The 23,785-nt window shown below is 64.5% G+C and carries 23 protein-coding genes and 1 tRNA gene; 14 read left to right on the plus strand and 10 right to left on the minus strand.

The genetic code is table 11. The features are described 5' to 3' along the window. Positions 1–192 precede the first annotated feature (192 nt). Positions 193–2,457: an exopolysaccharide transport family protein gene (locus IVB48_RS03145; RefSeq protein ID WP_247397362.1), complete on the plus strand. Its 2,265-nt coding sequence runs from the start codon at positions 193–195 to the stop codon at positions 2,455–2,457. 182 nt (positions 2,458–2,639) lie between these two features. Here IVB48_RS03145 and IVB48_RS03150 read toward each other — a convergent pair whose 3' ends face one another. Then, a complete protein-coding gene (locus tag IVB48_RS03150) occupies positions 2,640–3,821 on the minus strand; it encodes a GNAT family N-acetyltransferase (RefSeq protein ID WP_247397366.1) in 1,182 nt (393 codons plus the stop codon). A gap of 127 nt (positions 3,822–3,948) precedes the next feature. Between IVB48_RS03150 and IVB48_RS03155 the strand changes: the two genes are divergently transcribed. Further along, entirely contained in the window at positions 3,949–4,992 is a 1,044-nt protein-coding gene (locus IVB48_RS03155) for a polysaccharide deacetylase (protein WP_247397368.1), read from the plus strand. Between the two features lie 5 nt (positions 4,993–4,997). Here IVB48_RS03155 and IVB48_RS03160 read toward each other — a convergent pair whose 3' ends face one another. Further along, positions 4,998–5,219 carry a DUF2842 domain-containing protein gene (locus IVB48_RS03160; protein WP_247289430.1) on the minus strand — a complete coding sequence of 74 codons (222 nt, stop codon included), beginning with the start codon at positions 5,217–5,219 and terminating at the stop codon, positions 4,998–5,000. A 93-nt stretch (positions 5,220–5,312) separates the two neighbouring features. Between IVB48_RS03160 and IVB48_RS03165 the strand changes: the two genes are divergently transcribed. Then, complete coding sequence (locus tag IVB48_RS03165) at positions 5,313–6,395, plus strand: COX15/CtaA family protein (RefSeq protein ID WP_247397371.1); 1,083 nt, start codon at positions 5,313–5,315, stop codon at positions 6,393–6,395. A 13-nt stretch (positions 6,396–6,408) separates the two neighbouring features. On the opposite strand, the gene IVB48_RS03170 is transcribed toward IVB48_RS03165, so the two are convergent. The 4 genes from IVB48_RS03170 to IVB48_RS03185 form a co-directional block, all read right to left on the minus strand. Next, the gene (locus tag IVB48_RS03170; protein WP_247397375.1) at positions 6,409–6,753 is read right to left on the minus strand and encodes a hypothetical protein; all 345 of its coding nucleotides are present in this window, start codon (positions 6,751–6,753) and stop codon (positions 6,409–6,411) included. 120 nt (positions 6,754–6,873) lie between these two features. Then, positions 6,874–8,154 carry an O-acetylhomoserine aminocarboxypropyltransferase gene (locus tag IVB48_RS03175; RefSeq protein ID WP_027567230.1) on the minus strand — a complete coding sequence of 427 codons (1,281 nt, stop codon included), beginning with the start codon at positions 8,152–8,154 and terminating at the stop codon, positions 6,874–6,876. Between the two features lie 138 nt (positions 8,155–8,292). Continuing rightward, a complete protein-coding gene (locus IVB48_RS03180) occupies positions 8,293–8,877 on the minus strand; it encodes a CoA-binding protein (protein WP_027567229.1) in 585 nt (194 codons plus the stop codon). Positions 8,878–8,995: 118 nt separating this feature from the next. Continuing rightward, entirely contained in the window at positions 8,996–9,820 is an 825-nt protein-coding gene (locus tag IVB48_RS03185; RefSeq protein ID WP_247397390.1) for an enoyl-CoA hydratase, read from the minus strand. An 86-nt stretch (positions 9,821–9,906) separates the two neighbouring features. On the opposite strand from IVB48_RS03185, the gene IVB48_RS03190 reads away from it, so the two are divergent. From IVB48_RS03190 to IVB48_RS03215, 6 genes are all read left to right on the plus strand, one after another. Beyond that, the gene (locus IVB48_RS03190; RefSeq protein WP_247397392.1) at positions 9,907–10,335 is read left to right on the plus strand and encodes a PaaI family thioesterase; all 429 of its coding nucleotides are present in this window, start codon (positions 9,907–9,909) and stop codon (positions 10,333–10,335) included. 158 nt (positions 10,336–10,493) lie between these two features. Then, the gene (gene rplM, locus IVB48_RS03195) at positions 10,494–10,958 is read left to right on the plus strand and encodes a 50S ribosomal protein L13 (RefSeq protein ID WP_007603484.1); all 465 of its coding nucleotides are present in this window, start codon (positions 10,494–10,496) and stop codon (positions 10,956–10,958) included. Position 10,959: 1 nt separating this feature from the next. Then, positions 10,960–11,439 carry a 30S ribosomal protein S9 gene (gene rpsI, locus IVB48_RS03200; protein ID WP_007603485.1) on the plus strand — a complete coding sequence of 160 codons (480 nt, stop codon included), beginning with the start codon at positions 10,960–10,962 and terminating at the stop codon, positions 11,437–11,439. A 229-nt stretch (positions 11,440–11,668) separates the two neighbouring features. Beyond that, positions 11,669–12,901, plus strand: coding sequence for a GGDEF domain-containing protein (locus IVB48_RS03205; protein WP_247397395.1), 1,233 nt, complete (start codon positions 11,669–11,671; stop codon positions 12,899–12,901). Positions 12,902–12,956: 55 nt separating this feature from the next. Then, on the plus strand, positions 12,957–13,193 hold the full coding sequence (locus IVB48_RS03210) for a hypothetical protein (protein ID WP_027567226.1): 237 nt from the start codon (positions 12,957–12,959) through the stop codon (positions 13,191–13,193). 102 nt (positions 13,194–13,295) lie between these two features. After that, positions 13,296–13,592, plus strand: a complete 297-nt coding sequence (locus IVB48_RS03215) for an antibiotic biosynthesis monooxygenase family protein (protein ID WP_027518288.1) — start codon at positions 13,296–13,298, stop codon at positions 13,590–13,592. Positions 13,593–13,598: 6 nt separating this feature from the next. On the opposite strand, the gene IVB48_RS03220 is transcribed toward IVB48_RS03215, so the two are convergent. Further along, positions 13,599–14,735, minus strand: coding sequence for an AI-2E family transporter (locus IVB48_RS03220; RefSeq protein ID WP_247398144.1), 1,137 nt, complete (start codon positions 14,733–14,735; stop codon positions 13,599–13,601). A gap of 136 nt (positions 14,736–14,871) precedes the next feature. Here IVB48_RS03220 and IVB48_RS03225 point away from each other — a divergent pair, with 136 nt between their 5' ends. Further along, positions 14,872–15,576 carry a hypothetical protein gene (locus tag IVB48_RS03225; protein WP_247397399.1) on the plus strand — a complete coding sequence of 235 codons (705 nt, stop codon included), beginning with the start codon at positions 14,872–14,874 and terminating at the stop codon, positions 15,574–15,576. A 91-nt stretch (positions 15,577–15,667) separates the two neighbouring features. Then, a complete protein-coding gene (locus tag IVB48_RS03230; RefSeq protein WP_027567222.1) occupies positions 15,668–16,441 on the plus strand; it encodes a gamma-glutamyl-gamma-aminobutyrate hydrolase family protein in 774 nt (257 codons plus the stop codon). A 316-nt stretch (positions 16,442–16,757) separates the two neighbouring features. Here IVB48_RS03230 and glnA read toward each other — a convergent pair whose 3' ends face one another. Beyond that, on the minus strand, positions 16,758–18,167 hold the full coding sequence (glnA, locus tag IVB48_RS03235) for a type I glutamate--ammonia ligase (RefSeq protein WP_007603494.1): 1,410 nt from the start codon (positions 18,165–18,167) through the stop codon (positions 16,758–16,760). A gap of 149 nt (positions 18,168–18,316) precedes the next feature. Then, positions 18,317–18,655, minus strand: a complete 339-nt coding sequence (locus IVB48_RS03240) for a P-II family nitrogen regulator (RefSeq protein WP_007603495.1) — start codon at positions 18,653–18,655, stop codon at positions 18,317–18,319. A 381-nt stretch (positions 18,656–19,036) separates the two neighbouring features. Here IVB48_RS03240 and IVB48_RS03245 point away from each other — a divergent pair, with 381 nt between their 5' ends. Further along, positions 19,037–20,536, plus strand: coding sequence for an NAD(P)H-hydrate dehydratase (locus tag IVB48_RS03245; RefSeq protein ID WP_247397401.1), 1,500 nt, complete (start codon positions 19,037–19,039; stop codon positions 20,534–20,536). Positions 20,537–20,540: 4 nt separating this feature from the next. On the opposite strand, the gene IVB48_RS03250 is transcribed toward IVB48_RS03245, so the two are convergent. Continuing rightward, complete coding sequence (locus IVB48_RS03250; RefSeq protein ID WP_247397404.1) at positions 20,541–21,857, minus strand: multicopper oxidase domain-containing protein; 1,317 nt, start codon at positions 21,855–21,857, stop codon at positions 20,541–20,543. Between the two features lie 152 nt (positions 21,858–22,009). Here IVB48_RS03250 and IVB48_RS03255 point away from each other — a divergent pair. Further along, positions 22,010–22,094: transfer RNA gene (locus tag IVB48_RS03255), tRNA-Leu, on the plus strand. Between the two features lie 173 nt (positions 22,095–22,267). Continuing rightward, positions 22,268–23,629, plus strand: coding sequence for a trigger factor (tig, locus tag IVB48_RS03260; RefSeq protein WP_247397407.1), 1,362 nt, complete (start codon positions 22,268–22,270; stop codon positions 23,627–23,629). Positions 23,630–23,785 lie beyond the last annotated feature (156 nt).

Below are 23,785 nucleotides of genomic sequence, written 5' to 3' on the forward strand. Positions count from 1 at the left end.
AGCGCTCGACGGCGAATGCTCGAACAATCTCACGAAATTCGAGACGGATTAAGAGCCCTCGTGGTTAACAAACGGTGACGGACGTGTACGCGCGAGCTGCCGCACGCCACGATTAACCCAGCGGCAACCTTAATGGAGTGTAATCGCCCCGGTTGAGGTAGGTTCGTGGCGTTGCGCCTGCGGGAGTGTTCGATGCGTTTAGCGTTCTGGCGTGCCGGCAAGGACAAGGCGGTGGTCGAGCGGGCTGTCTCGAAGGTCGCAGCCAAGCGGGCCGAACTCGAGCCCAGCATTGAAGCGAAGCCTGCGTCCGTTGCTCCTCGGCCGGCGCCAGTCGAATCCGGCGACATCGACCTGCACGCGCTCGGTGCGGCATTGGCGCGCAAGCGCGGCTGGATCATCGTGCCGACGGTGCTGGCGCTGGTCGCATCAGTCGCGATCGTCAATCTCATCACGCCGCGCTACAAGTCCGAATCCCGCATCCTGATCGACGGCCGCGAGAACGTGTTTCTGCGCCCCAACAGTGATCGCGCCGAGGAACGGCAGGCGCTCGACGCCGAAGCCGTCACCAGCCAGGTGCAGCTCGTGCTGTCGCGCGATCTCGCGCGCGAGATCATCAAGAAGAACAAGCTTGCGGAACGGCCCGAGTTCGATCCGGTGCTGCAAGGCATCTCGCCGCTGAAGTCGCTCGCGGCGCTGATCGGCATCGGCCGCGATCCGTTCTCGATGACGCCGGAAGAACGCGTGCTGGACGCTTATTACGAGCGCCTCCAGGCCTACGCCGTCGATAAGTCACGCGTGATCGTGATCGAATTCCAGTCTGCCGATCCCGATCTCGCCGTGCGCGTCGCCAATTCGATCGCCGACGGCTATCTCGTGCTCCAGCAGGATGCGCGCCAGGATCAGGCCCGAAACGCCAGTCAGTGGTATGCCGGCAGGATCGACGAGCTGCGACGGAATGTCTCCGAGGCCGAAGCGAAGGCCGAGGACTTCCGCTCCAAGTCGAGCCTGTTCGTCGGCACCAACAACACGACGCTGTCGAACCAGCAGATGGGCGAGGTCAACACCCAGCTCAACAATGCGCGCGCACTCAAGGCCGACGCCGAGTCCAAGGCGCGCCTGATCCGCGAGATGATCCAGAGCGGCAAACCGATCGAATCGTCCGAAGTGCTGAACTCGGAATCGATGCGCACGCCCTCCCAGCAGCGAGTGGCGTTGCGGGCGCAGCTAGCCGAGCAATCGTCGACGTTGCTCGGCAACCATCCACGCATCAAGGAATTGAAGGCACAGCTCGCCGACCTCGACACCCAGATCCGCGACGAGGCCGCCAAGCTCGCCCGCACGCTCGAAAACGATGCGCGCGCCGCCAGCGGCCGCGTTCAGGAATTGTCCGCAAGCCTCGAGCAGCTCAAGAAGCAGGCGACGGCCACCAACGGCCAGGACGTGCAGCTCCGCGCCCTCGAGCGTGAGGCCAAGGCCCAGCGCGACCTGCTCGAAACCTATCTCGCGAAGTACCGTGAAGCCAACACCCGCGAGACCATCGACACCGCGCCGACGGATGGCCGCATCATCTCGCGCGCCGTCGTCTCGAACACGCCGGCCTATCCGAAGAAGCTGCCGATCGTGCTGATCGCGACGGTCGCGACACTGCTGCTCTCGTCCGGCGTCGTCGTCACCGGAGAATTGTTGCGCCAGACCGCGCCCCGGGCGGTAGCGGTGTTCGCGCCGGCGCTCGCGCGGGCGTCGGCTCGCCAGGAACAGATCGTCCAACCGGTGGTGGTCGAGCCCTTCGTCGATCCAGTCATGGCAGAACCCGCGCCGCTTCAGCCGGAGATGACGGCCGACGCCGATGTCACCGAATTCGCGGAGATCGAACAGCTGGCCGACAGCCTGCGCGCCGCCGGGGCCATGGCGAAGAAAGTCACGGTGCTCGGCACCGCGAGCGGCGAAGCCATCACGCTGTCGGCGCTGACATTGGCCCGGCACCTGGCGCGCGACGCGCGGGTCGTCGTGGTCGATCTCGCCGCGTCCTCGCCGACCATGGCCGCCGTGTCCGTCGATGCCTCGGCCCCCGGCCTTGCCGAGCTCATGCAGGGCGAGGCATCGTTCGCGCAGATCATCACCCGGGACAAGGTCTCGCGGCTGCATCTGGTCATGGCCGGCCGCCCCGGCTTCGATCGCAGCCTGTTGCAGTCGCCGCGCGTGACGCTCGCGATCGACGCGCTGCTGCGCGCCTACGACCACGTGCTGCTCGATGCCGGCAGTGCCTCCGACCTTCCGGCCGAGCTCCTGACGGCGAATGCCCGCGCCGTCGTGGTGCCTGAGGTGTCGATGACGCCGGATGCGCGCGCGCTGATGTGCGAGCAGCTCGGCGCCGTCGGCTTCAGCGAAGTGACGATGCTGAGCAGGTCGGTGCAGCCGTCGGATGCGAGGGACGCGCCACGCGTCGTGGCGGCGTAGGCGTTTCTTACCCTCTCCCCCTGTGGGAGAGGGTGGCTCGCCGCGATAGCGGCGAGACGGGTGAGGGGTCTCTCTCCGCGCGTGCCTCTCGCATTTTGATTTGCTGATACAACCCCTCATCCGGCGCTTCGCGCCACCTTCTCCCACAAGGGGAGAAGGAGGGCAGTCGTGCAATGCGAGAGCTACCCGAACGCTCGCCGTAGCCGCTGCGCCAGGTCGAACAACATCTGGTTCTGTTTCACCAGCCGCTTGCCGTGGCTCAGCGAGGACATCGCCATGGCCGCGAGTTTTCCGCGTGACGTCAGCGGAACAAAACTGTCGAAGATGTCCTGATCGTCCTTGCAGAACATCCGCTTGTACTCGTCCGAGCCGATGCCGAGGTCGAGCGAGCGATAGCCGCGCTCGGCGCAGCGGTCGATGATGTAACGCATCAGGATCAGCCCGGGGCTGTAGCGGGCGTGCTCGGACATCGTGTAGGTGTTGAACATCATCGAGAAGCGCTGGCCGTCGGCGACGCCGGCGAAGATCGCGATCACCTCGTCGTCGCATTCGAGCGCATGGATGTCGATGGCGCGACCTTCACCGCGTGGCGCAAGGCAGGCGCTGCGGACGAATGGCTCGACGCCGGGCTCGGCGAAGACGTTGGGAAGCTTCTGTTCGGCCATCCGCGCCGGCTTGACGCGGAAGAACCAGTCGAGCAGGCGGGTGATGTCCGCATCGGTGGTCGCCAAATGATAGCGATAGCCGGCGAGCGCCTGGAGCTTCTTCTCCTTGCTCTTGAGGCGGCGGCGGAAGGAGTTGGTGATCCGCGATGCCGGCGGACCGCCCGGTTCCATCGTGAGCAGCGGGCAGCCGTTGATCGCGCTCTGGCGCGGCAAATGCGCGAACGGGTTCTGCTGGTCGTTCCAGTGCAGCGGCTGCTGCGTCAGTGCGAGAACGTCGGCATGCTCGCCGAGCGGCGCAAGCAGCGCGTCGAGATCGCCGATGGTGACCTGCGCTGCAAATTCGGCGTTCCACAGGCCCATGTTGAAGGTCGTATGCTTGCCGCCCATGAAGCAGGCCGTGCGGACGCCGTGGTTTTGGCGCAGCGAGAGCGGCAGCAGCAGCAGTGGCTGATGCTCGGCGTCGCGGGCCACGACGATGAAAGGGCGGGCGCGTTCGTGCTCCCCGACCAGACGCTGCCAGGGACTGAGCAGATCAAATCGCTGATAGGGCGTGAAGAGCTGGCCGGGCTGCTCGAAGGCGCGCCAGGCGGCCTCGGCCGCGCCGAGATCGGTGACGATATCGACATGCGCGATGCGGCCCGCTTTCGACCGCGCTGGCAATTCTGCCGTCCGGCTTTGCATCGCCGCAGCCATGGTCATTCGCGAACCTGTCGAGAAGTCAAGAATATGCGTAATTCGGCCTGTGGCCGACCTTTGCAAAGAAGTGTCAACAAAGAGTAATGACTATAAGAGGGGGAACGGCCGCCGACAGGCGCGAGGTGGGACATTGGCATCCGACGACAGATGGCTGGAACGGCTGCGCCTTGAGCTGACCTGGTTCACAGGCCACGCTGCGCTGCGCAGTCGTGGTGCCGGCGCCATCCTGCGCTTTATGCATGTACGGCCGCGGCGGCGCGGCGGGTTTCAGCCGCTGCGCGAGAACGAGATCACGCCGCATTTCCTCGATCGCGCCATTCGCGCCCTGAAGCGGTGGAAGTATGATTTTCTCGGCATGGACGAGGTCTGCCGGCGCGCGGTGACGCTGTCGGAACAGCGGCGCTTCGTGGCACTCACCTTCGACGGCGCCGGCAAGGACCTTATCGACTTTGCCTATCCGGTGCTGGCGCGCCACGCCGTGCCCTTCACGATCTATGTGCCCACGGCATTTCCCGACGGCGTCGGTGAGGCCTGGTGGCTCGGACTCGAACAGGTGATCGCGCGCGAGAGCCGTGTCAGCCTGATGATGGGCGAGAAGGAGCAGCGCTTTACTGTGACTGACAACGCCGAGAAGCAGGCGCTGTTTTCGTTCGTCGAGGCCTGGCTGCGCTCGCTGCCGCCGGCGGATGTGTCGGTCGCGATCGCAGACCTCTGCGCGCGCTACCGGGTCGACCTTGCCGCGCTCTCACGCAAGGCATCGATGAATTGGGAGGATCTGGCGAGGCTTGCGGCCGACCCGCTGGTGACGATCGGCAGTGCGACCGTGAACTATCCCGTTCTCGCCAACATGAAGGATGCCGCCGCGCTGCGCGAGATGACGATGGGCAAGGCGGTGGCGGAAGTGGCCTTCGATCGCGACATCCGCCATCTCGCCTTTCCGGTCGGCGATCGCGCCTCGTTCCGGCGCAGCCATGTCATCATGGCGGAGGAGGCCGGCTTTGTCAGCGCGGTGACGACGATCCCGGGCGTCGTGGACGCGGAGGGACGCACCAATCTGCGCGCGTTGCCGCGCATTTCCTGGGATGGCCGGGTGCGCTCGCTGCGCATCATGCGGGTGCTGGTGTCGGGGGTTGCTTTTGCGCCGGTGAAGCCAACCGGCACTGCTGCGACCTAAAAGCGCTACGAACTCGACTTGACCCGGTCGGGCCGCTGCATCCAGCTCACGATCGGCATCGCCGGCAGCACCCAGCCCATGCCGACCACCACATAATAGATTGCCTGCCGCCAGCCGGATTCGGCGATCCAGGGCATCTGCGCCAGCGCCATGCCGAGCAGGGCCCAGACGGTTGCGAGCACCAGGAGCAGGATGGTGCCGAGGAACTTGCGGGTGCGGATCGTCATGACGGAATATCGCGGCTTTCGCGTAACTTGCGCTGCGGAAGCGGGGGACTATAAGGGGCACGCAGTCCGGTTCAAGCTCTGGTTTTGCCTCGAATGACGACGATTTCCGCCCCCACCGAGCCGCATCGCGCCGTGCGCTGGTGGCTGATCTCAGTCGCTGCGCTGATCGCGCTGATGGTGTTGGTCGGGGGCGCGACGCGGCTGACGGAATCCGGACTCTCGATCGTCGAATGGAAGCCGGTCACGGGCAGCGTTCCGCCACTCTCGGAAGCGCAGTGGACGGCGGCCTTCGAGGCCTACAAGACGATCCCGCAATATCGCGAGCTCAACGCCGGCATGAGCCTGTCCGAGTTCAAGGAGATCTTCTGGTGGGAATGGAGCCACCGGCTGCTCGGCCGTTTCATCGGCGTCGCCTATCTGCTGCCGTTCCTGTTTTTCCTCTGGCGCGGCGGCCTGTCCGGCGAGTTGAAGCGGTGGTTGTGGCTGTTGTTCGGGCTCGGCGGGCTCCAGGGCGCGGTAGGGTGGTGGATGGTGGCCTCGGGGCTGTCTGAACGCGTCGAGGTGTCGCAATATCGGCTGGCAACGCATCTTGTGCTCGCGCTCGTGATCTTCGCCGGCATCGTCTGGACGGTGCGGCGGCTTGCCGAGCGTCCGCCGATCGCAGCACCCTCGCGGCTGCGCTTCACGAGCGCCTTGCTCCTGGTCGTGACCTTCATCCAGATCTATTTCGGTGCGCTGGTTGCGGGCTTGCGCGCCGGCCGCGCCTACAACACCTGGCCGCAGATCGACGGCGCGTTCATTCCGTCAGGGGAGCGGCTGTGGTTCGAGACGCCGTGGTGGCGCAATATGTTCGACAATGTGCTGACGGTGCAGTTCGAGCACCGCATGACGGCCTATGCGCTGTTCGCGCTGGCGGCGTTGCACGCGTTCGATGCGGTGCGTTCACGCGCGGGGTCTGCGGCGAGCGGCGCGCTTTTGCTGCTGGGCGCGGTCAGCCTGCAAGGCGTGCTCGGCATCCTCACGCTGCTCAACCAGGTGCCGATTGATCTCGCGCTCGCGCATCAGGCGGTCGCGATCCTGGTGCTGACGCTTGCGGTGATGCAGACCGAACGGCTCGCGACGCGTGGCGCAACCGACGCGCAGCCGCGCGCCGTTCCCGTCGGTCAGGCCAGCTGATCGGATCTGCTCTTCAGCAATAGCCGTAGATGCCGCACGAATAGGGCAGGCGCCAGAAATAATCGACCTGCTTCCCGCCGTAATACGCGCCCTGGTAATCGTAGTCCCAGGGGCGGCCGTAATAGCCCGGCAGCGTATGCGAGCCCGGCAGTAGTGGCGTACCCGGCAAATTGCGAATGTAGCTGCCGATGCCATAGGCCGGCGAGATCAGCGCATCCGGATCGGTTTCGACATAGACCTGCGGCGGCTCCTGTGGCGGAGCGGCCGCCCGCCGCCTCGGCGTGGCCGGCAAATCGGCCGCAACCGCAGCTGAGACCGTCAGCATCGCCGCAAGGGCAGGCACCATCCAGCGCAGCATCGTCGGCTCCGAATCAAAAGGGGTGATCCAGGGACGATGTATGCGGCAGATATGGTTAATGACTGTTAACTGGAGCCATATTCCGGGGCGCACTCAAGCGCCCCGGAATGACCAGGACAGCTACGCGCCCAGCGCCTGCTCCAGATCGGCGATCAAATCTTCCTTGTCCTCGATGCCGATCGAGAGCCGCACCACGTCGGGGCCGGCGCCGGACTTGACCTTGGCGGCGTCGTCGAGCTGGCTGTGCGTGGTCGAGGCTGGATGGATGACGAGCGAGCGGGTGTCGCCGACATTGGCCAGATGCGAGAACAGCTGCAACTTCGACACCAGGCTGACGCCAGCATCGTAGCCGCCCTTCAGGCTGAAAGTGAACACGGCGCCGGCACCCTTCGGCGCGTATTTGCGCGCGAGCTGGTTGTACTTGTCGCTTGCAAGGCCCGCATAGTTCACCGCGGCCACCGCCGGATGGCCGGCGAGGAATTCGGCGACCGCTTTCGCATTGTCGCAGTGCTTCTGCATGCGCAGCGGCAATGTCTCGATGCCGGTGAGGATCATGAAGGCGTTGAACGGCGACAGCGCGGGTCCGAGGTCGCGCAGGCCGAGTACGCGGCAGGCGATCGCGAAGGCGAAATTGCCGAACGTCTCCTGCAGCCGGATGCCGTGATATTCGGGCCGTGGCTCGGAGAGCATCGGATATTTGCCGCCGGTCGACCAGTCGAAGGTGCCGGCATCGACGATGATGCCGCCGATCGAGTTGCCGTGGCCGCCGAGAAACTTCGTCAGCGAGTGCACGACGATGTCGGCACCGTGGTCGATAGGACGGATCAGATAGGGCGAGGCCAGCGTGTTGTCGACGATCAGCGGGACGCCCGCCTTGCGCGCCACCGTCGAGATCGCCTCGATGTCGGTGATGCTGCCGGCGGGATTGGCGATGGACTCGATGAAGATCGCTTTCGTGCGCGGCGTGACCGCGCGTTCGAAGCTCGCGATGTCGTCGGGATCGGCCCACACCACGTTCCAGCCGAAGCTCTTGAACGCGTGCGTGAACTGGTTGATCGAGCCGCCATAGAGCTTTCGCGCGGCGATGAACTCGTCGCCGGGCTGGAGCAATTGCTGCAGCACCACGACCTGCGCGGCATGGCCCGAGGCCACCGCAAGCGCGGCCGTGCCGCCTTCGAGCGCCGCGACGCGCTCTTCCAGCACCGCATTGGTGGGATTGCCGATGCGGGTATAGATGTTACCGAACGCCTGCAGGCCGAACAGCGAGGCGGCGTGGTCGGCGTCGTTGAAGACGAACGATGTCGTTTGATAGATCGGAGTCGCGCGCGCACCGGTGGTGGGATCGGGCTGTGCACCGGCATGCACGGCGAGGGTCGAAAATCCCGGAAGGCGATCGCTCATTGAGGGCGTCCTGTTCTCGTGGTCTGAAATCGCGCGGCATGCTGATTGGCGCCGCGGCTGCCGTCAAGGCGCGGCTTCACATCGGAACGATCGTGCTACGCATTGTCGCGTTCGCGAAATGAAACCTTCGCAATTGCGTCAGCTTTGCTCGCTCTTGTTCTTGGCGGCGCGGTCCGATGCCGCGGTGTCGCCGCCGCCGACACTCATCCGATTGAGGGATAAGCGCATGCCCTGCGTCGGCACCGGGGCGCGTTTGGAGCTCAGCGTGCGTGAATTGACGCCCATCCAGGAGATCTCCGACGACAGGCGGCCATATTCGATCTTGGGACAGCGGTTCATCACCACCTTGATACCGACCGATTCCGCCTTCAGCGCCGCCGCATCGTCCCGCGCCCCCAGCTGCATCCAGATCACCATCGGCAGCGGATCGAGGGTGAGGGCTTCCTCGACCACCGGCATGATGTGGCTGGAGTTGCGGAAAATGTCGATCATGTCGACGGGACGACCGATGTCGGACAGCGAGGCGACGAAGGGTTTTCCGAGCAGCTCCTTGCCGACATGGCCGGGGTTGACCGGAATCATGTCGTAGCCGCGCTGGGCCAGATATTTGAACGCGAAATAGCTTGGCCGCACGTTGACAGGCGAAGCGCCGACCATCGCGATCGACTTCACGTTGTTGAGGATGCCCCGGATGTAATTGTCGGGATAGGCGTCGTGGTTCATTGGCTTATCTTTTCGGGCTCATCTTTTCGCCGTCATTGCGAGGAGCGAAGCGACGAAGCAATCCAGTCTGTCTCCGCGGAGGGATTCTGGATTGCTTCGCTCCGCTCGCAATGACGAATTACTCATCCCGCCATATCGGAGTGCGCTTCTCGATGAAAGCGCCGATGCCTTCCTCGGCGTCTCGCGCCATCATGTTGTCGGTCATCACCTCTGCCGCATAGCGATAGGCGTCTGCAAGGCTCATCTCGGCCTGGCGATAGAACGCCTCCTTGCCGAGCTTGACGGTGTGGGCGGATTTCAGCGCGACCTGTTCGGCGAGCGCAATGGCGGCAGCGCGCTCAGTGCCGGCGGCGACGACACGATTGACGAGGCCGATCTCGCGGGCGCGCGCGGCCGGGATCGGCTCGCCCGTCAGCAGCATCTCCATCGCCTGCTTGCGCGGCACGTTGCGCGACAGCGCCACCATCGGCGTCGAGCAGAACAGGCCGATGTCGACGCCGGGCGTGGCGAAGTGTGCTGCTTCCGAGGCGATGGCGAGATCGCAGCTTGCCACGAGCTGGCAGCCCGCCGCGGTCGCAATGCCCTGGACCGATGCGACCACAGGCTTGGGCAGGTGCACGATCGCCTGCATCATCGCGCTGCAGGCGGTCATCATCTCGGCGAAGAAGGCACGGCCACGGTCCGGGTCGGTGCGGCGCGCGGTCAGCTCCTTCATGTCGTGGCCGGCGGAGAAGGCGGGACCGTTGGCCGCGATCACGACCCCGCGGACGGACTTGTCGTCCCGGATCTCGTTGAGCTCGGCATGCAGGCTTGCGATCAGCGTCGCCGACAGGCTGTTGCGGGCGGCCGGGCGGTTGAGGGTCAGGACCGCGATGGGGCCCACGGTCTCGCGCAGCAGGATCGGTGGTTGCGGGGAGGGGACGCGGGCGGCCTGGACGGACATCAAAGCGTTTCCGGTTGGATTATTGCGATTGGATGACGCAGATAACTTAATGTAACAGGGGACGTGAAGCGAGGGTGAGGGGTAGCATGGCGTTAGCGAAAATGAGCGTGGCGGAGCTCGAGCAGTTCCTCCGCAACGAGTTTCCCCAGGCCTTCAGCGGCGACGACATCACGATCGAGAGCGCGGACGGTCAGGCCTGCCTTTTGCGTCAGCGCTATAGCGAAAAGATGCTGCGGCCGGGCGGAACCGTGTCCGGCCCGACCCTGATGGCACTCGCCGATTTCGCGATGTACGTGGTGCTGTTGTCCGCGATCGGGCCGATCGGGCTCGCCGTCACCACCAATCTCAACATCAACTTCCTGCGCAAGGGGCAACCCGGGCAGGACGTGCTGGCGGAGGCGCGGCTGCTCAAGCTCGGCAAGCGCCTCGCGGTCGGTGAGGTGAAGCTGTTGTCCGGTACCTCGCCCGACCCGATTGCGCATGTCACCTCGACCTATTCCATTCCAAACATTTGAGCTTTTTGCGGGTATTTTAATACCATATTTCTAAGCAATTGATATTGCACATGTAAATTACGCCTTTGGGCATTGACCGCGGCGCCCCCGTTCTCTAGAAAACCGCCCAGTCCGGTGCGGTGTTCGCACCGATGCTCCCCGTCCACGGAAACTCTGACATGAAAACCTTTTCGGCAAAGCCGGCTGAGGTGACGAAGAAGTGGGTATTGATCGACGCCAAGGGTCTGGTCGTCGGCCGTCTCGCCACCATCGTCGCCATGCGCCTGCGCGGCAAGCACCTCCCGACCTACACCCCGCACGTTGATTGCGGCGACAACATCATCATCATCAACGCGCAGTATGCGGTTCTCACCGGCCGCAAGCGCGAGCAGAAGACCTATTACAAGCACACTGGTTACGTCGGCCACATCAAGGAGCGCACCGCGCGCCAGATCCTCGAGGGCAAGCATCCCGAGCGCGTGCTCGAGAAGGCCGTCGAGCGCATGATCCCGCGTGGTCCGCTCGGTCGCGTCCAGATGGGCAATCTCCGCGTCTATGGCGGCGCCGATCATCCGCACGAGGCCCAGACGCCCGAGAAGATCGACATCGCCAAGTTGAACCGCAAGAACACGAGGGCCGCATAACATGGCCGAATCCATCCAGTCGCTCGACCAGCTCTCGCAGCTCAAGACGGCGGCCGCGCCCGACGCGCCCAAGCACGAGAAGAAGGTCGACAAGTTCAACCGCGCCTATGCCACCGGCAAGCGCAAGGACGCGGTCGCTCGCGTCTGGATCAAGCCGGGCGCCGGCAAGGTCACGGTCAACGCGCGCGAGGTCGAGGTCTATTTCGCCCGTCCGGTGCTGCGTATGATGATCGAGCAGCCGTTCTCCGTGGCCGCGCGCTCGGGCCAGTATGACGTGATCTGCACCGTTGCCGGCGGCGGTCTGTCCGGCCAGGCCGGTGCCGTCCGTCACGGCATCTCGAAGGCGCTGACCTATTTCGAGCCGGAGCTGCGCACCGTGCTCAAGAAGGGCGGCTTCCTCACCCGCGACTCCCGCGTGGTCGAGCGCAAGAAGTACGGCAAGGCCAAGGCCCGCCGGTCCTTCCAGTTCTCGAAGCGTTAATCGCTTCGGTCGCATTCGCCGCGAAAGCGGCTTCAATGAGATGCAAAAGGGCGCTGATTTCAGCGCCCTTTTTGCTGTTCGTTTGTATGCAAATTGATGGCGTGTTTCCTGAAAACTTGGGCTCGCATGAAAACCTGAATGGAACCCGCGAGACATAGCGTCGCATTTGGAAGGGCGCGCAAATCGGTGGAGCCGATCGCGTAACTGCTATGTCTAGAAGGGGGCCGACATGATGTCGCTCGATAGCATCACGCTCTATTTGGTCGCCACCATGGTCGCCGCACTGCTCGGCGCCATGATGGTATTTTTCGGAAGGCAGGAGAACAGCCCTGCGTTGAAATGGTGGGGCACCGCCTATCTCCTCGGCGCCGCATCGGTCGCGCTCTGGACGGCGGCCGGCGACAAGCTGGGCCCGCATCTTTACCTTGCGCTGAACGCAGTCGGCTTCGTCGCCTGCGGCATGGTGTGGAATGCGGCGCGCGTCTTTCATGGCCGCAAGCCGAACTGGCCGGGTCTCCTGGTCGGCGCGCTCGCCTGGACCGCTGCCGCCACGCTGCTCGATCCCGCGGCGTCCATGCTGCGCATGATCGTCGGCGCCGGCATCGTCTCGGTCTATGCGGCGCTGACGGCGAGCGAGCTCTGGGTCGAGCGGCGCAAGAGCCTGCAACGGCGCTGGCCGGCCTTCGTGGTCCCGGTGATGCACGGCTGCGTCCTGATGCTGCCGATCCTGCTCGGCAGTTTCCTGCGCCCGAACGATGCCGGCTTCTCCAACAGCATCTGGGTCACCGTGTTCGCGGTCGAGCTCGTGCTCTATGCCGTCGGCACCGTGTTCGTGATCTTCATGCTGGTGTCCGAGCGCACGGTCACTGCGCACCGGACCGCCGCGTCCACCGATCCGCTGACCGGCATGCTCAACCGCCGCGGCTTCTCGGAAGCCTGCGGACGCGTGATCGAGCGCGAGGCCAAGGCCGGCCGTCCCGTGACCGTGATGATCTTCGACATCGATCATTTCAAGTCGATCAACGACCGCTTCGGCCATCCCGCCGGCGACGAGATGCTGAAACTGTTCTCGACCGTCGTCGTCAGCAACCTGCGCATCAGCGACATGTCGGGTCGCATCGGCGGCGAGGAGTTCGCCGCCCTCCTGCCGTGTTCGCTGGAGGAGGGCGTGCTGGTGGCCGAGCGCGTGCGCGAAGCCTTCGAGACCTCCGGGGTCGTCGTCGATGAGGGCCCGGTCGACACCACCGTCAGCATCGGCGTCGCGGGCGGTCCGGCCGGCACCGAGCTCGAAGTGCTGCTGGCCTCGGCTGACACCGCGCTTTACCAGGCCAAGCGCGGCGGCCGTAACCGCGTCGAGGCGGCGGAGGAGCTGCCATTGTCGCTGGAGAACTGGCGCCGCCAGAGCGCCGCACGGATAGGCGTCTCCAACACGCAGTCCAAGGCGCAGACGGCGACAGCTTAGGCCGGAGGCCTTGCGGTAATCCCCTGTTTACCATTCGATCCCTACCATTGCGGTCATGGAATCGATCCGTCGACAGAACCCGCAGACCGCCCTGATGTCGCTCGAAGCCGCGGCGACTTCGGCACGCGGCGGCTTCGCCTGCCTGTTCTCGACCGCGGACGAATATGAGAGCGCGCTGATCACCGAGCGCCGCGCCCAGGGGCATTACACGCAAGGCCGCAATTACTGGCCGCTTGCGCTGTTCGCCGGTTGTGCGCTGATCGTGGCGGGCACCGCTCTGCTGCTCGCCTGAGTGATCTGCATTTTCGGACCGGGCAGGGCGCCGTTTCGGCGCCTTTTTCTTTGTCGCGGGCTGCGGTAGACACTCCCATCGAACAAAAATGGGTGGAAACAGATGATCACCGAGATCGCGCAAATCGACGTCAAGCCGGGCAGCGAGAAGGACTTTGAGGCCGCCGTCGCCAAGGCCAAGGCCGCTTTCGGCCGCTCCAAGGGTTTCCATGGTTTCGAGCTGCACAAGTCGATCGAGAAGCCGCAGCGCTATCGTCTGATGGTGAAGTGGGAAACGCTCGAGAACCATACCGTCGATTTCCGCGGCTCCGAGAATTTCACCGAATGGCGCGGCCTCGTCGGCCAGTATTTTGCGGCACCCCCCGAGGTCGAGCATACCGAAACCGTGCTCACCACCTGAGGCGGCTCAGGCCGCCTCCGCCAGAGGCGGCGCTTCATACGTCTTGAAGTGGTCGATCACGACCTTGGCGATGGCGACCAGAGGCAGCGCCAGCGCCAGGCCCCAGATTCCGAACACGACGCCGAGCAGGATCTGGAACGCGAACAACGTAGCCGGCGGGATGTCCAGTGCCTGCCGCTGCAGCAGGGGCGTCAGCACGTAGCTCTCCATGGCGTGGACGCCCATGAAGAGGAGAAAGGCCGACAGCGCCGGAATCCATCCTGAGGCGAGGCTCGCCAGCACGACCACAACGCCGGCAATGATGGCGCCGACGGTCGGAATGAAGCCGAGCAGTCCCGCCTGAATCCCGAGGATGAAGGAGCCCGGGATGCCGATGATGAGAAGCCCGATCCAGGTTACCGCGCCGACCGCGAGCATGACGATCATCTGTGCGATCAGCCATCGTTCAAGTGTCTCGCTGACGCGGTCGATGATGACGGCCGCGCGCGCGCGATGTTTTGCAGGCGCGATGAACAGCAATCCCTCGCGATAGAGGCTGGGTTGGGCGGCGAAGGCGACTCCCAGAAACAGTACGATGAAGATGTTTCCCACGCCGTGGATGGTGCCAAGCAGCAGCTTGAACGTCTGGCTCACGATCGCCCCGCCGCTGGAGGCAAGGGCGCCTGCGCCGGGTATTGCCCCGCGCGACGTCGTGCCGGCCGACGGCGTCGGCTCCGGTTGCGCGTCGGGAGACGAATCGGGTCCGGAGCTCCCGAAATCGAAGAAGCTGGTGTCGATGCCGTGATTGTCCAGGAATGATTTGACGTTGCCGATCTGGGATTTGATGGTTTTGCTGAGTCCCGCTGCCTGATCGGCGATGGTGGCGCCGCCGAGATATGCGATGCCCGCGAGCATGAGCGCGAGGGCCAAGCAGACGATTGCGAGCCGCAGCGCATGCGGCAGACGCGCATGCCGGCCAAGCGCGTTGGTCAGCGCGTTGAGCCCAAGGCCCAGCAGCACCCCGGCGAAGATCAGGAGCAGGGTGGTCGCGAAGTACCAGGAGAACGCGAGCAGCACGGCGAACAGCACCACGCCGATGCCGCCGACCGAAATGCCCCAAGCCAGATCAAAGCGGGTCGGGGGTCGTTCATCCGGGAATGTGATCACGCAATGTCCTTTAGGTGGACCGGGGGGCAGTCTTTCGACAAACACGCTTTTGATCAAGACCGCGTCAACGCGCTGGTTTGACGCTGCCGTATGAACGGTGCAGACCGACGAGGAGAGAACAGGTGGGGCGCGCTTGAGTTTCATCAGCAAATGGGTGGGTCTGCTCGGGCTTTTGGCCGTGCTCGTGATTGGCGACCAGATCCGGATCAACCGGCCCGGCCACAAATATCGCCTCACGGTCGAGGTGACGACGCCCGAAGGCGTCAAGTCCGGCTCCGGTATTCTGGCCGTCGTGCCCGATCGCGGCTATAGCCGGGGCGGCCGCACCACGATGCGCGGCGAGGCTGTGTTCGTCGACCTCGGCCGGGGAAAGAATGTGGTGGCATTGCTGGCGCATCAGCAGGGCGCGAAGCTCGATCTCGACGACATCAACTATGTCGCGCTCCGCGCTTATGGCGCCGCGCGAGGCAACCGTGTCTCGTTCAACGAGCTCAACCGGCAGACCGGCGTCGTCGCGGTGCAGGGGGACCTACTGCCCGTGCTGGTGAGCTTTGGCGATCCCATGGACCCTGCGACGGCGCGCCTTGTCGCCGGCGACCATGCGGAGGCGGTCCTGGGCGACGGCTATGCACTCCGTGGCCTTACCGCCGAAATGGTGCCCAACGGGCTTTGGCCGATCGATTTCGGTGGCGCGCTCGGGGAGTCCGTGACGCGCGGAATCGAAACGAAACTGCCCTGGTTGGCTGCGCCGGGCGACCCGGCGGCGACCGCACTGAAGACCGCCGGCCTGCCCCTTGGCGGCGCGATCGTGGCCCGGGAGGCATTTGCGCGAAAATAGCATTGCCGTCCCGCGTACCCTTCTGTTGAATTTGTTCCACCCCGGGGGCATGTTTGGAGAATCTTCTTCGGCGGGGAGGTCTGAGCGGGAGATGAGAAAGCCGGTCGTCGGCGTGATCGGGAATGCCCATCGCGTTGAAAATCGATTTCAGGTCCAGATGGTCGGCGAGCGTAATCTGCGCGCCGTGGCCGAGGTTTCAGGCGGCCTGCCGGTGATGTTCGCGGGCTCGCCTGACATCACCGATATCGGCGCGCTGCTCGATACGGTCGACGGCATCGTGCTGACTGGCGCCCGGGCCAACGTCCACCCGACCCGTTTCAACGTCGATCCGTGTGAGGCGCACGAGCCCTACGACATCCACCGCGACGAGGTGGCGCTGGCGCTTTCGGTCGCCTGCGTTGCCCGCGGTATCCCGCTGTTCGGCATCTGCCGGGGGCTCCAGGAGATGAATGTCGCCTTCGGCGGCTCGCTGCATCCCGAGATCCGCGAGATCCCGGGCCGCATGAACCATCGCATGCCGAGGCTCGAGAACGGTGAGATCCATCCCGATCCGACAGTGGTGTTCGCCGATCGCCACGACGTCGATCTGACGCCGGGCGGCGCGTTCGCAGAATTGCTCGGCTGTGACAAGATCAGGGTCAATTCGCTGCACGGCCAGGGCATCCTCGATCCCGGCAAGCGCGTGCTGATCGAGGGCATTGCCGAGGACGGCACCATCGAGGCAATCCGCATCGCGGAAGCCAGGGCTTTTGCGCTCGGGGTGCAATGGCACGCCGAATACGACCCGCAGCACAATCCGATCAACCGAAAACTGTTCGAGGCGTTCGGTCAGGCCATGGTGGCGAAGCAGCGCGCGGCGGCGTAGCTGCGGGGTTGCGCCGAGGCCGATAAGGCTCTCGATCGTTGCGACCGGCGGCGGAGGATTGGCGATTTTCGCAAACAGGCACGAGAACTAGTCTCCAGGATGGATTTCGCGGCGCTGAACGCATCCTGCGATTACCAACAGCGCTCGCGATCTCGGGCGCAATAAACCAGATATCAAGAATTGATGCGTGCCAGTTTTCTCGATTCCGATTCGTTCTTTGAGAACGAAGTGGAGTCAGACGCAGAACAAAACTCGAGGACCACAAAAAAAGGCGCCCCGAGGGGCGCCTTTCGTGCGTCGTAGTCGTTCCGGCGGCTTAGCCCGAATAGTACATCTCGAACTCGACCGGGTGCGGGGTCATTTCGAAGCGGGCGACTTCGGTCATCTTCAGCTCGATATAAGCGTCGATGAAGTCGTCGTCGAACACGCCGCCGTTCTTCAGGAAGCCGCGATCCTTGTCGAGGTTTTCCAGCGCCTCGCGCAAGCTGCCGCACACCGTCGGGATCTGCTTCAGCTCTTCCTTCGGCAGATCGTAGAGGTCCTTGTCCATCGCCGGACCCGGATCGATCTTGTTCTTGATGCCGTCGAGGCCCGCCATCAGCATCGCGGCGAAGCCGAGATAGGGATTGGCGAGCGGATCGGGGAAGCGCACCTCGACGCGCTTCGCCTTCGGCGAAGCGGTGTAGGGGATGCGGCAGGACGCCGAGCGGTTGCGGGCGGAATAGGCGAGCAGCACGGGAGCCTCATAGCCCGGGACCAGACGCTTGTAGGAGTTGGTCGACGGGTTGGTGAAGGCGTTGATCGCCTTGGCGTGCTTGATGATGCCGCCGATGTAGTGGAGGCAGGTCTCCGACAGGTCGGCGTATTTGTTGCCGGCGAACACCGGCTTGCCGTCCTTCCAGATCGACTGGTGCACGTGCATGCCCGAGCCGTTGTCGCCGAAGACCGGCTTCGGCATGAAGGTGGCGGTCTTGCCGTAGATGTGCGCGACCTGGTGGATGCAGTATTTGTAGATCTGCATGTGGTCGGCCATCAAGGTCAGCGTGTCGAACTTCATGCCGAGCTCGTGCTGGGCGGAAGCGACCTCGTGATGGTGCTTCTCGACCTTCACGCCCATCTTGGCCATGGCGCCGAGCATCTCCGAGCGCATGTCCTGCACGGAGTCCTGCGGCGGCACCGGGAAGTAGCCGCCCTTGGTACGGACACGATGGCCGAGATTGCCGCCTTCATATTCGGTGTCGGAGTTGGTCGGCAGCTCGGAAGAGTCGAGGCGGAAGCCGGTGCTGTAGGGGTTGGCGGAGAAGCGCACGTCGTCGAACACGAAGAACTCGGCTTCGGGGCCGACGAACACGGTGTCGCCAACGCCCATCGACTTGACCATCGCCTCGGCCTTCTTGGCGATGCCGCGGGGATCGCGGTTGTAGGGCTCGCCGGTGGTCGGCTCGAGCACGTCGCAGGTGATGACCATGGTGGTCTCGGCGAAGAACGGATCGATCGTCGCGGTCACCGGATCGGGCATCAGGCACATGTCGGACTCGTTGATCGCCTTCCAGCCGGCGATCGAGGAGCCGTCAAACATCGTCCCTTCGGCGAAAATGTCCTCATCGATCATGCTGATGTCGAAGGTGACGTGCTGCCACTTGCCGCGCGGATCGGTGAAGCGCAGGTCGACGTATTTGACGTCGTTGTCCTTGATCGATTTCAGGACGTCTTTGGCGGTCTTCATGCATACCCCTTATGGCTCTGCGGGTCGGTTTCCAAGCTTCAAGCGACCGTGTTCACGCTTCTTGAGGCGCGCGAGGCACAAACAAAATGAGGCCGCCGAAGCAGCCTATTTCTTGTCAGAATGTCGCAAAATGCGGGATAGCACCCGGCTCAGATAGCGTCCAGCCCGGATTCGCCGGTTCGGATGCGGATCGCCTCTTCGATATTGGAGACGAAGATCTTGCCGTCGCCGATGCGCCCGGTTTGCGCGGCGCGGCGGATTGCGTCGATGGCGCGCTCGACCAGATCGTCGCCGATCACGATCTCGATCTTCACCTTGGGCAGGAAGTCGACGATGTATTCAGCGCCGCGGTACAGCTCGGCGTGACCCTTCTGCCGGCCGAAGCCCTTGGCTTCAGTGACGGTGATGCCCTGAAGGCCGACTTCCTGAAGCGCTTCCTTCACCTCGTCGAGCTTGAATGGCTTGATGATGGCTTCGATTTTCTTCACTGCGCGCCTCCCGGCCTTTCGAACAAATAGCAACGTCTTCGTCAGGATGCGCTTTTCTTAACGCACGATCTTGTCTTCGCTATGCCGGGATCCCTGACCAGTCCGGCAACAACGGCCGGCCACACCCTGATAAATGCCAGTGAGCACGACGAACCGAAGCGACTTCCGCGAAAGCAGGGTCTATGCCAAGTTGTAAATGCCCTGATTATTGGAGCGTTATCAGCCTTTTAACGTGCAGCTCTGATAGGTGGCGCCGACCCGCACAAAATACCGCAGACTACGAAATAGGCAAACGGTTCAATATCTGTGCAGATCGGCATTCCGTTGGATGGCCTGGTGCGGAACGTGCCTCTTGAAACGGCTTTTGGACAGGGAAGTGGCATGGAAGTTCTGACCAACGCCGAAATGCAGCGCGCCGACCAGCTCAGCATTGCGGCAGGCACCCCCGGCTTCAAGCTGATGCTCAGCGCCGGTCAGGCGGTCGCCGAGGCCGCCCACGCGCTGGTGGAGGAGGGGCCGATCCTGATCGTGGCCGGCCCGGGCAACAACGGCGGGGACGGTTTTGTCGCAGCCGCCGAGCTCGCCGCGCAAGGCCGCGAGGTCTCGGTGATCCTGATGTGCGAGCGGGACCAGCTCCAGGGCGATGCGGCCTCGGCCGCGCGGGGCTGGAAGCACCCGGTGCTCCCGTTCAACCCGCAGGCGATCGGGCGACCGGCGCTGATCATCGATGCGCTGTTCGGCGCGGGCCTCAGCCGTCCCGCCGAGGGCGAGGCGCGTGCGATGATCGAGGCGATCAACGCCAACGGTGCGCCGGTGCTCGCGGTCGACCTGCCGAGCGGCATCAACGGCACCAGCGCAGCCGTGCTGGGCGTGGCGGTGAACGCCACCGAGACCCTTACCTTCTTCCGGAAGAAGCCGGCGCATCTGCTGCTGCCGGGGCGGATGCATTGCGGCCACGTGCGTGTCGCCGACATCGGTATCGACGCGCAGGTGCTGGACGAGATCGCGCCGCAAATATTCGAAAACGATCCGGACTTCTGGGGCGCGGCCTTTCCGGTGCCGCGCATCGACGGCCACAAATACGCGCGCGGCCATGTGCTGGCGGTCTCGGGCGATGCGGCGGCGACCGGTGCCGCGCGGCTCGCCGCGCGCGGGGCGCTGCGGGCAGGTGCGGGCCTGGTGACTCTGGCCACGCCGCGTGATGCGCTCGCGATCAATGCGGCTGCGCTCACCGCGGTCATGGTTCGCCCCGTCGATACCGCCATCGAGTTCGGCGAGCTGCTCGGCGACAAGCGTTACAACACCTGCATCATCGGCCCCGGCGCGGGTGTCGGCGAGCGCACCTGCGATCTCGTCCACACGGCGCTTACCGCCCAGCGGCATCTGGTGCTCGACGCGGATGCGCTGACGAGCTTTGCCGCCAATCCCGAGCGCCTGTTCGAATCGATCAAGACGTCGCAGGACAAGGCGGTGGTGCTGACGCCGCACGAGGGCGAGTTCCCACGGCTGTTCTCCGACCTCAGCAATAAATATCCGGGCCGCTCGAAGATCGAGCGCGTGCGCGCTGCCGCCGAGCGCTCCGGCGCGGTCGTGCTGCTGAAGGGCGCGGACACCACGATTGCCGCGCCCGACGGCCGGGCCACCATCGCCGCCAACGCACCACCCTGGCTCGCCACCGCGGGCGCCGGCGACGTTCTCACCGGCATCATCGCAGGCCTGCTGGCGCAAGGCGTGCCGGCATTCGAAGCCGCCAGCATCGCCGTCTGGATGCATGGCGAAGCGGGGAGCGAGGCGGGCCCCGGCCTGATCGCGGAGGATCTCACCGAGACGCTGCCGGCCGTGCATCGGCGGATCTATGGTGCGCTGGGGGTGGAATACTGAGCGCTCACTCCACCGCGTACCAGCGCACCAGCCGCGGTGCGGCCCAGTCGGTTGCGACGGATTCGATCAGCCACCGCCCGGGGGAGGCCGCAGCGAATGCGATGCGCTGGGTCTGGCCGGGTTCGATCGCGAGCGTGTCGAGCCAATAGGGCTTCCAGCCGTCGTCGAGCTTGTCGAGCAGGCGGAACGGGTGGCCATGGAGATGGAAGACGGTGGCGACGGGGGCGGGGTTCTTGAGAGCCAGCACGACGGTGCGGCCGGCCTTGGTGCGAAAGGTAGGGGCGGAGGACGTCGAGAAATTTGCGGGCCGTACCCACCCGACGTCGGCTGCCCCGAGCGTGACATCGAATCGCAGGGCGCCTCTCAGATCGAGGCGGTCGGGCAGGTCATTTGGAGGGAGCGGCTGCGGCGGCAACAGCGGCACGCGCCGGTCAAGCTTGCCGGAGACCGTCAGGCGGCCGACCTGGCGCGCCTCCTTGCCGTCATGCAGCAGGAATGGGGCCGATGTGGCCGCATCCACGAAGGCGTCGGCGCGTGCGCCGGGAGCCAGCACCAGCGCGCCGTTGCGAGCCGGGAACGGCTCGGCCGGCTGTCCGTCCAGGGCCAGCACCTGGACTTCGTGACTTTCCAATTTGATCGCCAGAACAGAACGTTGCGAGCCGTTGATAAAGCGCAGCCGCAGCCGCTCATTCGCCGCAGCTGAGAGTTCGAATGAAGTCGTTCCGTTGATTGTATAGAGCGGGGATGTGTCCGTCGGGTCCCGGCCCGGGGGAAGTGCGGTTCCATCTGGCCGTAGCCGCCATTCCTCGATCAAGAGAACCACGTCGCGATCGGCGGCGACCGGGTTTGTCTCGGCGGCAATGATCGGAAGCGGGCGCGCGGGCTGCTTCAGGCCGTCCTCGGACAGCCGGAAGTTGGCCAACAGGGTTCCCGCGTTTAGCACTGAAATAACTGATGTTTCCGTCGCGTCCGGGGCCGTTGGGGCGCGTCCTCGAAGCGGGTCGGCCGCGGCCGGGCCGCCAAGGCCGTACCAGACTGGTGCAAGCGGCACAGGCAGGTCGTTGCGGAAGACCACCTCGCAGCGGTCGCCACGTTTGAGACGGACATCCCCGAGGTGGCTGACGGCGGCCAGCTCCCAGATGGGTGTAGGCGCCTGATCCCGCCTCAGAGCCAGCGTCGCCGGCCTTGCCTGAAGCGCGAGCTGGGCGGTCACGGCCGGGACTGCGCCGCCCGCCATCAGCCCGGCCACAGAGGCGCCAAGTCCGGTTCCAAGTCCGGCCAAAACCTCGCGCCTCGTCGGGTCGAAGATCCGCGTTTTCATGGCCGATCCGGACCACGCCGTGCTGGATAAGTCCAGCCGTCGTGCCTAGGTGAAGCCTGCCTCGATCGGGCCATTTTTTTGCTGCGAACAGGCGGGCACATGCTATAAGCCCGCCGCCCGCGGCATCGCGGCCGGTCTTGATGCAAATTTACGCGGGCGTGGCGGAACTGGTAGACGCGCTGGATTTAGGTTCCAGTGACGAAAGTTGTGGGGGTTCGAGTCCCTCCGCCCGCACCAAGCGCTTCCAGCGTTTGCACGGATTACGCGATCTGCTCCCGCGCGGATGTTTGTCCGCCGGAAGCCGGTCCGATGAACCACCGGCGTTGAGGCGTTCGCCTCGCGCCGGATCGATTAATGACAGCGTCCCGACGCATGCGCGCCGGGACCGAACGAGAAGAAGATTGGACACCATGCAGGTCACAGAAACCCTCTCGGAAGGTTTGAAGCGCGAGTTCAAGATCAGCGTTCCCGCGTCTGATCTCGACGCCAAGGCCGGTGCCAAGCTCGTCGATCTCAAGGACAAGGTCCGCATCAACGGCTTCCGTCCCGGCAAGGTGCCGGTCACGCACCTCAAGAAGGTTTATGGCCGCTCGGTGATGGCCGAGACCATCGACCAGACCATCCGCGACACCAACACGCAGCTGTTCTCCGAGCGCGGCTTCCGCCTGGCGACCGAACCGAAGATCACCATGCCGACCGAGCAGGCCGAGGTCGAGGAGCTGCTCAATGGCAAAACCGATCTGACCTACACGGTTGCGATCGAGGTGGTGCCGTCGATCGCGCTCGCCGACTTCAAGACCTTCGAGGTCGAGAAGCCCGTCGCCGAAGTCACCGACGCCGACGTCGACGAGGCGATCAAGCGCATCGCCGATTCGAACCGCGGCTATGCCGCGAAGGGCGAGGGCGCCAAGGCCGAGTCGGGTGATCGCGTCACCGTCGCCTTCAAGGGCACCATCAACGGCGAGGCCTTCGAGGGCGGCGCCGGCGAGGGCATCCAGGTCGTGATCGGATCCAACACCTTCATCCCCGGCTTCGAAGAGCAGCTCACCGGCATCGCCACCGACGAGACCCGCACGCTAAAGGTGGCGTTCCCCAAGAACTACATGAACGACAAGCTCGCTGGCCAGCCGGCCGAATTCGAGACCACCGCGACGCTGATTGAGGCGCCGCAGGATCTCGCGATCGACGACGAGTTCGCCAAGACCCTCGGCCTCGAATCGCTGGACAAGCTGAAGGAAGCGGCGCGCGAACGGCTGGTCGCCGAGTTCGCGACCGCGACGCGCCAGCGCGTCAAGCGCGCGCTGCTCGACCGCCTCGACGAGGCCCATCGCTTCGAGGCTCCGCCCTCGCTGGTCGACGAGGAGTTCAATCTGATGTGGAACTCGGTGAAGGCCGAGATGGACTCCGCCGGCAAGACCTTCGCCGACGAGGACACCACTGAAGAGGCCGCCAAGGAAGAGTACCGCAAGATCGCCGATCGCCGCGTGCGGCTCGGCCTCGTGCTTTCCGAGATCGGCGAGAAGAACAAGATCTCCGTGACCGACGACGAGGTCGGCCGCGCCGTGATCGAGCGGGCGCGCTCGATGCCGGGCCGCGAGAAGGAGGTCTGGGACTATTACCGCAGCAACGCCCAAGCGTTGGCCCAGCTTCGTGCACCGATCTATGAGGACAAGGTCGTCGACTTCATCCTCGAGCTCGCCAACGTGACCGAAAAGAAGGTTTCGCGTGACGATCTCTACAAGGACGACGAGGCGGAAAAGACCGCCGCCTGAGGGCTCCAGAAGAGCCTTTAGGATAGCCTTGCATTAAGGATGATCAGCAAAGAGGTCGAGCTAGCCAGGTGGCCGGCTGGGCCTCTTTGTACGAATCAGCTTCAACTGCCTCACGGATTAAGCCTTAATTCGCTCCGCACTTGTCAGGCGCGAATT

The organism is Bradyrhizobium sp. 76 (assembly GCF_023073025.1).
Lineage (GTDB): Bacteria > Pseudomonadota > Alphaproteobacteria > Rhizobiales > Xanthobacteraceae > Bradyrhizobium.

Coding starts and splice junctions, on each gene's coding strand:
- IVB48_RS03170 (WP_247397375.1), bottom strand. CDS start 6,753: ATGCTGCGCTGGATGGTGCCTGCCCTTGCGGCGATGCTGACGGTCTCA.
- IVB48_RS03175 (WP_027567230.1), bottom strand. CDS start 8,154: ATGAGCGATCGCCTTCCGGGATTTTCGACCCTCGCCGTGCATGCCGGT.
- IVB48_RS03150 (WP_247397366.1), bottom strand. CDS start 3,821: ATGACCATGGCTGCGGCGATGCAAAGCCGGACGGCAGAATTGCCAGCG.
- IVB48_RS03165 (WP_247397371.1), top strand. CDS start 5,313: ATGACGACGATTTCCGCCCCCACCGAGCCGCATCGCGCCGTGCGCTGG.
- rplM (WP_007603484.1), top strand. CDS start 10,494: ATGAAAACCTTTTCGGCAAAGCCGGCTGAGGTGACGAAGAAGTGGGTA.
- IVB48_RS03190 (WP_247397392.1), top strand. CDS start 9,907: ATGGCGTTAGCGAAAATGAGCGTGGCGGAGCTCGAGCAGTTCCTCCGC.
- IVB48_RS03250 (WP_247397404.1), bottom strand. CDS start 21,857: ATGAAAACGCGGATCTTCGACCCGACGAGGCGCGAGGTTTTGGCCGGA.
- IVB48_RS03180 (WP_027567229.1), bottom strand. CDS start 8,877: ATGAACCACGACGCCTATCCCGACAATTACATCCGGGGCATCCTCAAC.
- IVB48_RS03210 (WP_027567226.1), top strand. CDS start 12,957: ATGGAATCGATCCGTCGACAGAACCCGCAGACCGCCCTGATGTCGCTC.
- IVB48_RS03245 (WP_247397401.1), top strand. CDS start 19,037: ATGGAAGTTCTGACCAACGCCGAAATGCAGCGCGCCGACCAGCTCAGC.
- IVB48_RS03145 (WP_247397362.1), top strand. CDS start 193: ATGCGTTTAGCGTTCTGGCGTGCCGGCAAGGACAAGGCGGTGGTCGAG.
- glnA (WP_007603494.1), bottom strand. CDS start 18,167: ATGAAGACCGCCAAAGACGTCCTGAAATCGATCAAGGACAACGACGTC.
- IVB48_RS03185 (WP_247397390.1), bottom strand. CDS start 9,820: ATGTCCGTCCAGGCCGCCCGCGTCCCCTCCCCGCAACCACCGATCCTG.
- IVB48_RS03230 (WP_027567222.1), top strand. CDS start 15,668: ATGAGAAAGCCGGTCGTCGGCGTGATCGGGAATGCCCATCGCGTTGAA.
- tig (WP_247397407.1), top strand. CDS start 22,268: ATGCAGGTCACAGAAACCCTCTCGGAAGGTTTGAAGCGCGAGTTCAAG.
- IVB48_RS03215 (WP_027518288.1), top strand. CDS start 13,296: ATGATCACCGAGATCGCGCAAATCGACGTCAAGCCGGGCAGCGAGAAG.
- rpsI (WP_007603485.1), top strand. CDS start 10,960: ATGGCCGAATCCATCCAGTCGCTCGACCAGCTCTCGCAGCTCAAGACG.
- IVB48_RS03160 (WP_247289430.1), bottom strand. CDS start 5,219: ATGACGATCCGCACCCGCAAGTTCCTCGGCACCATCCTGCTCCTGGTG.
- IVB48_RS03205 (WP_247397395.1), top strand. CDS start 11,669: ATGATGTCGCTCGATAGCATCACGCTCTATTTGGTCGCCACCATGGTC.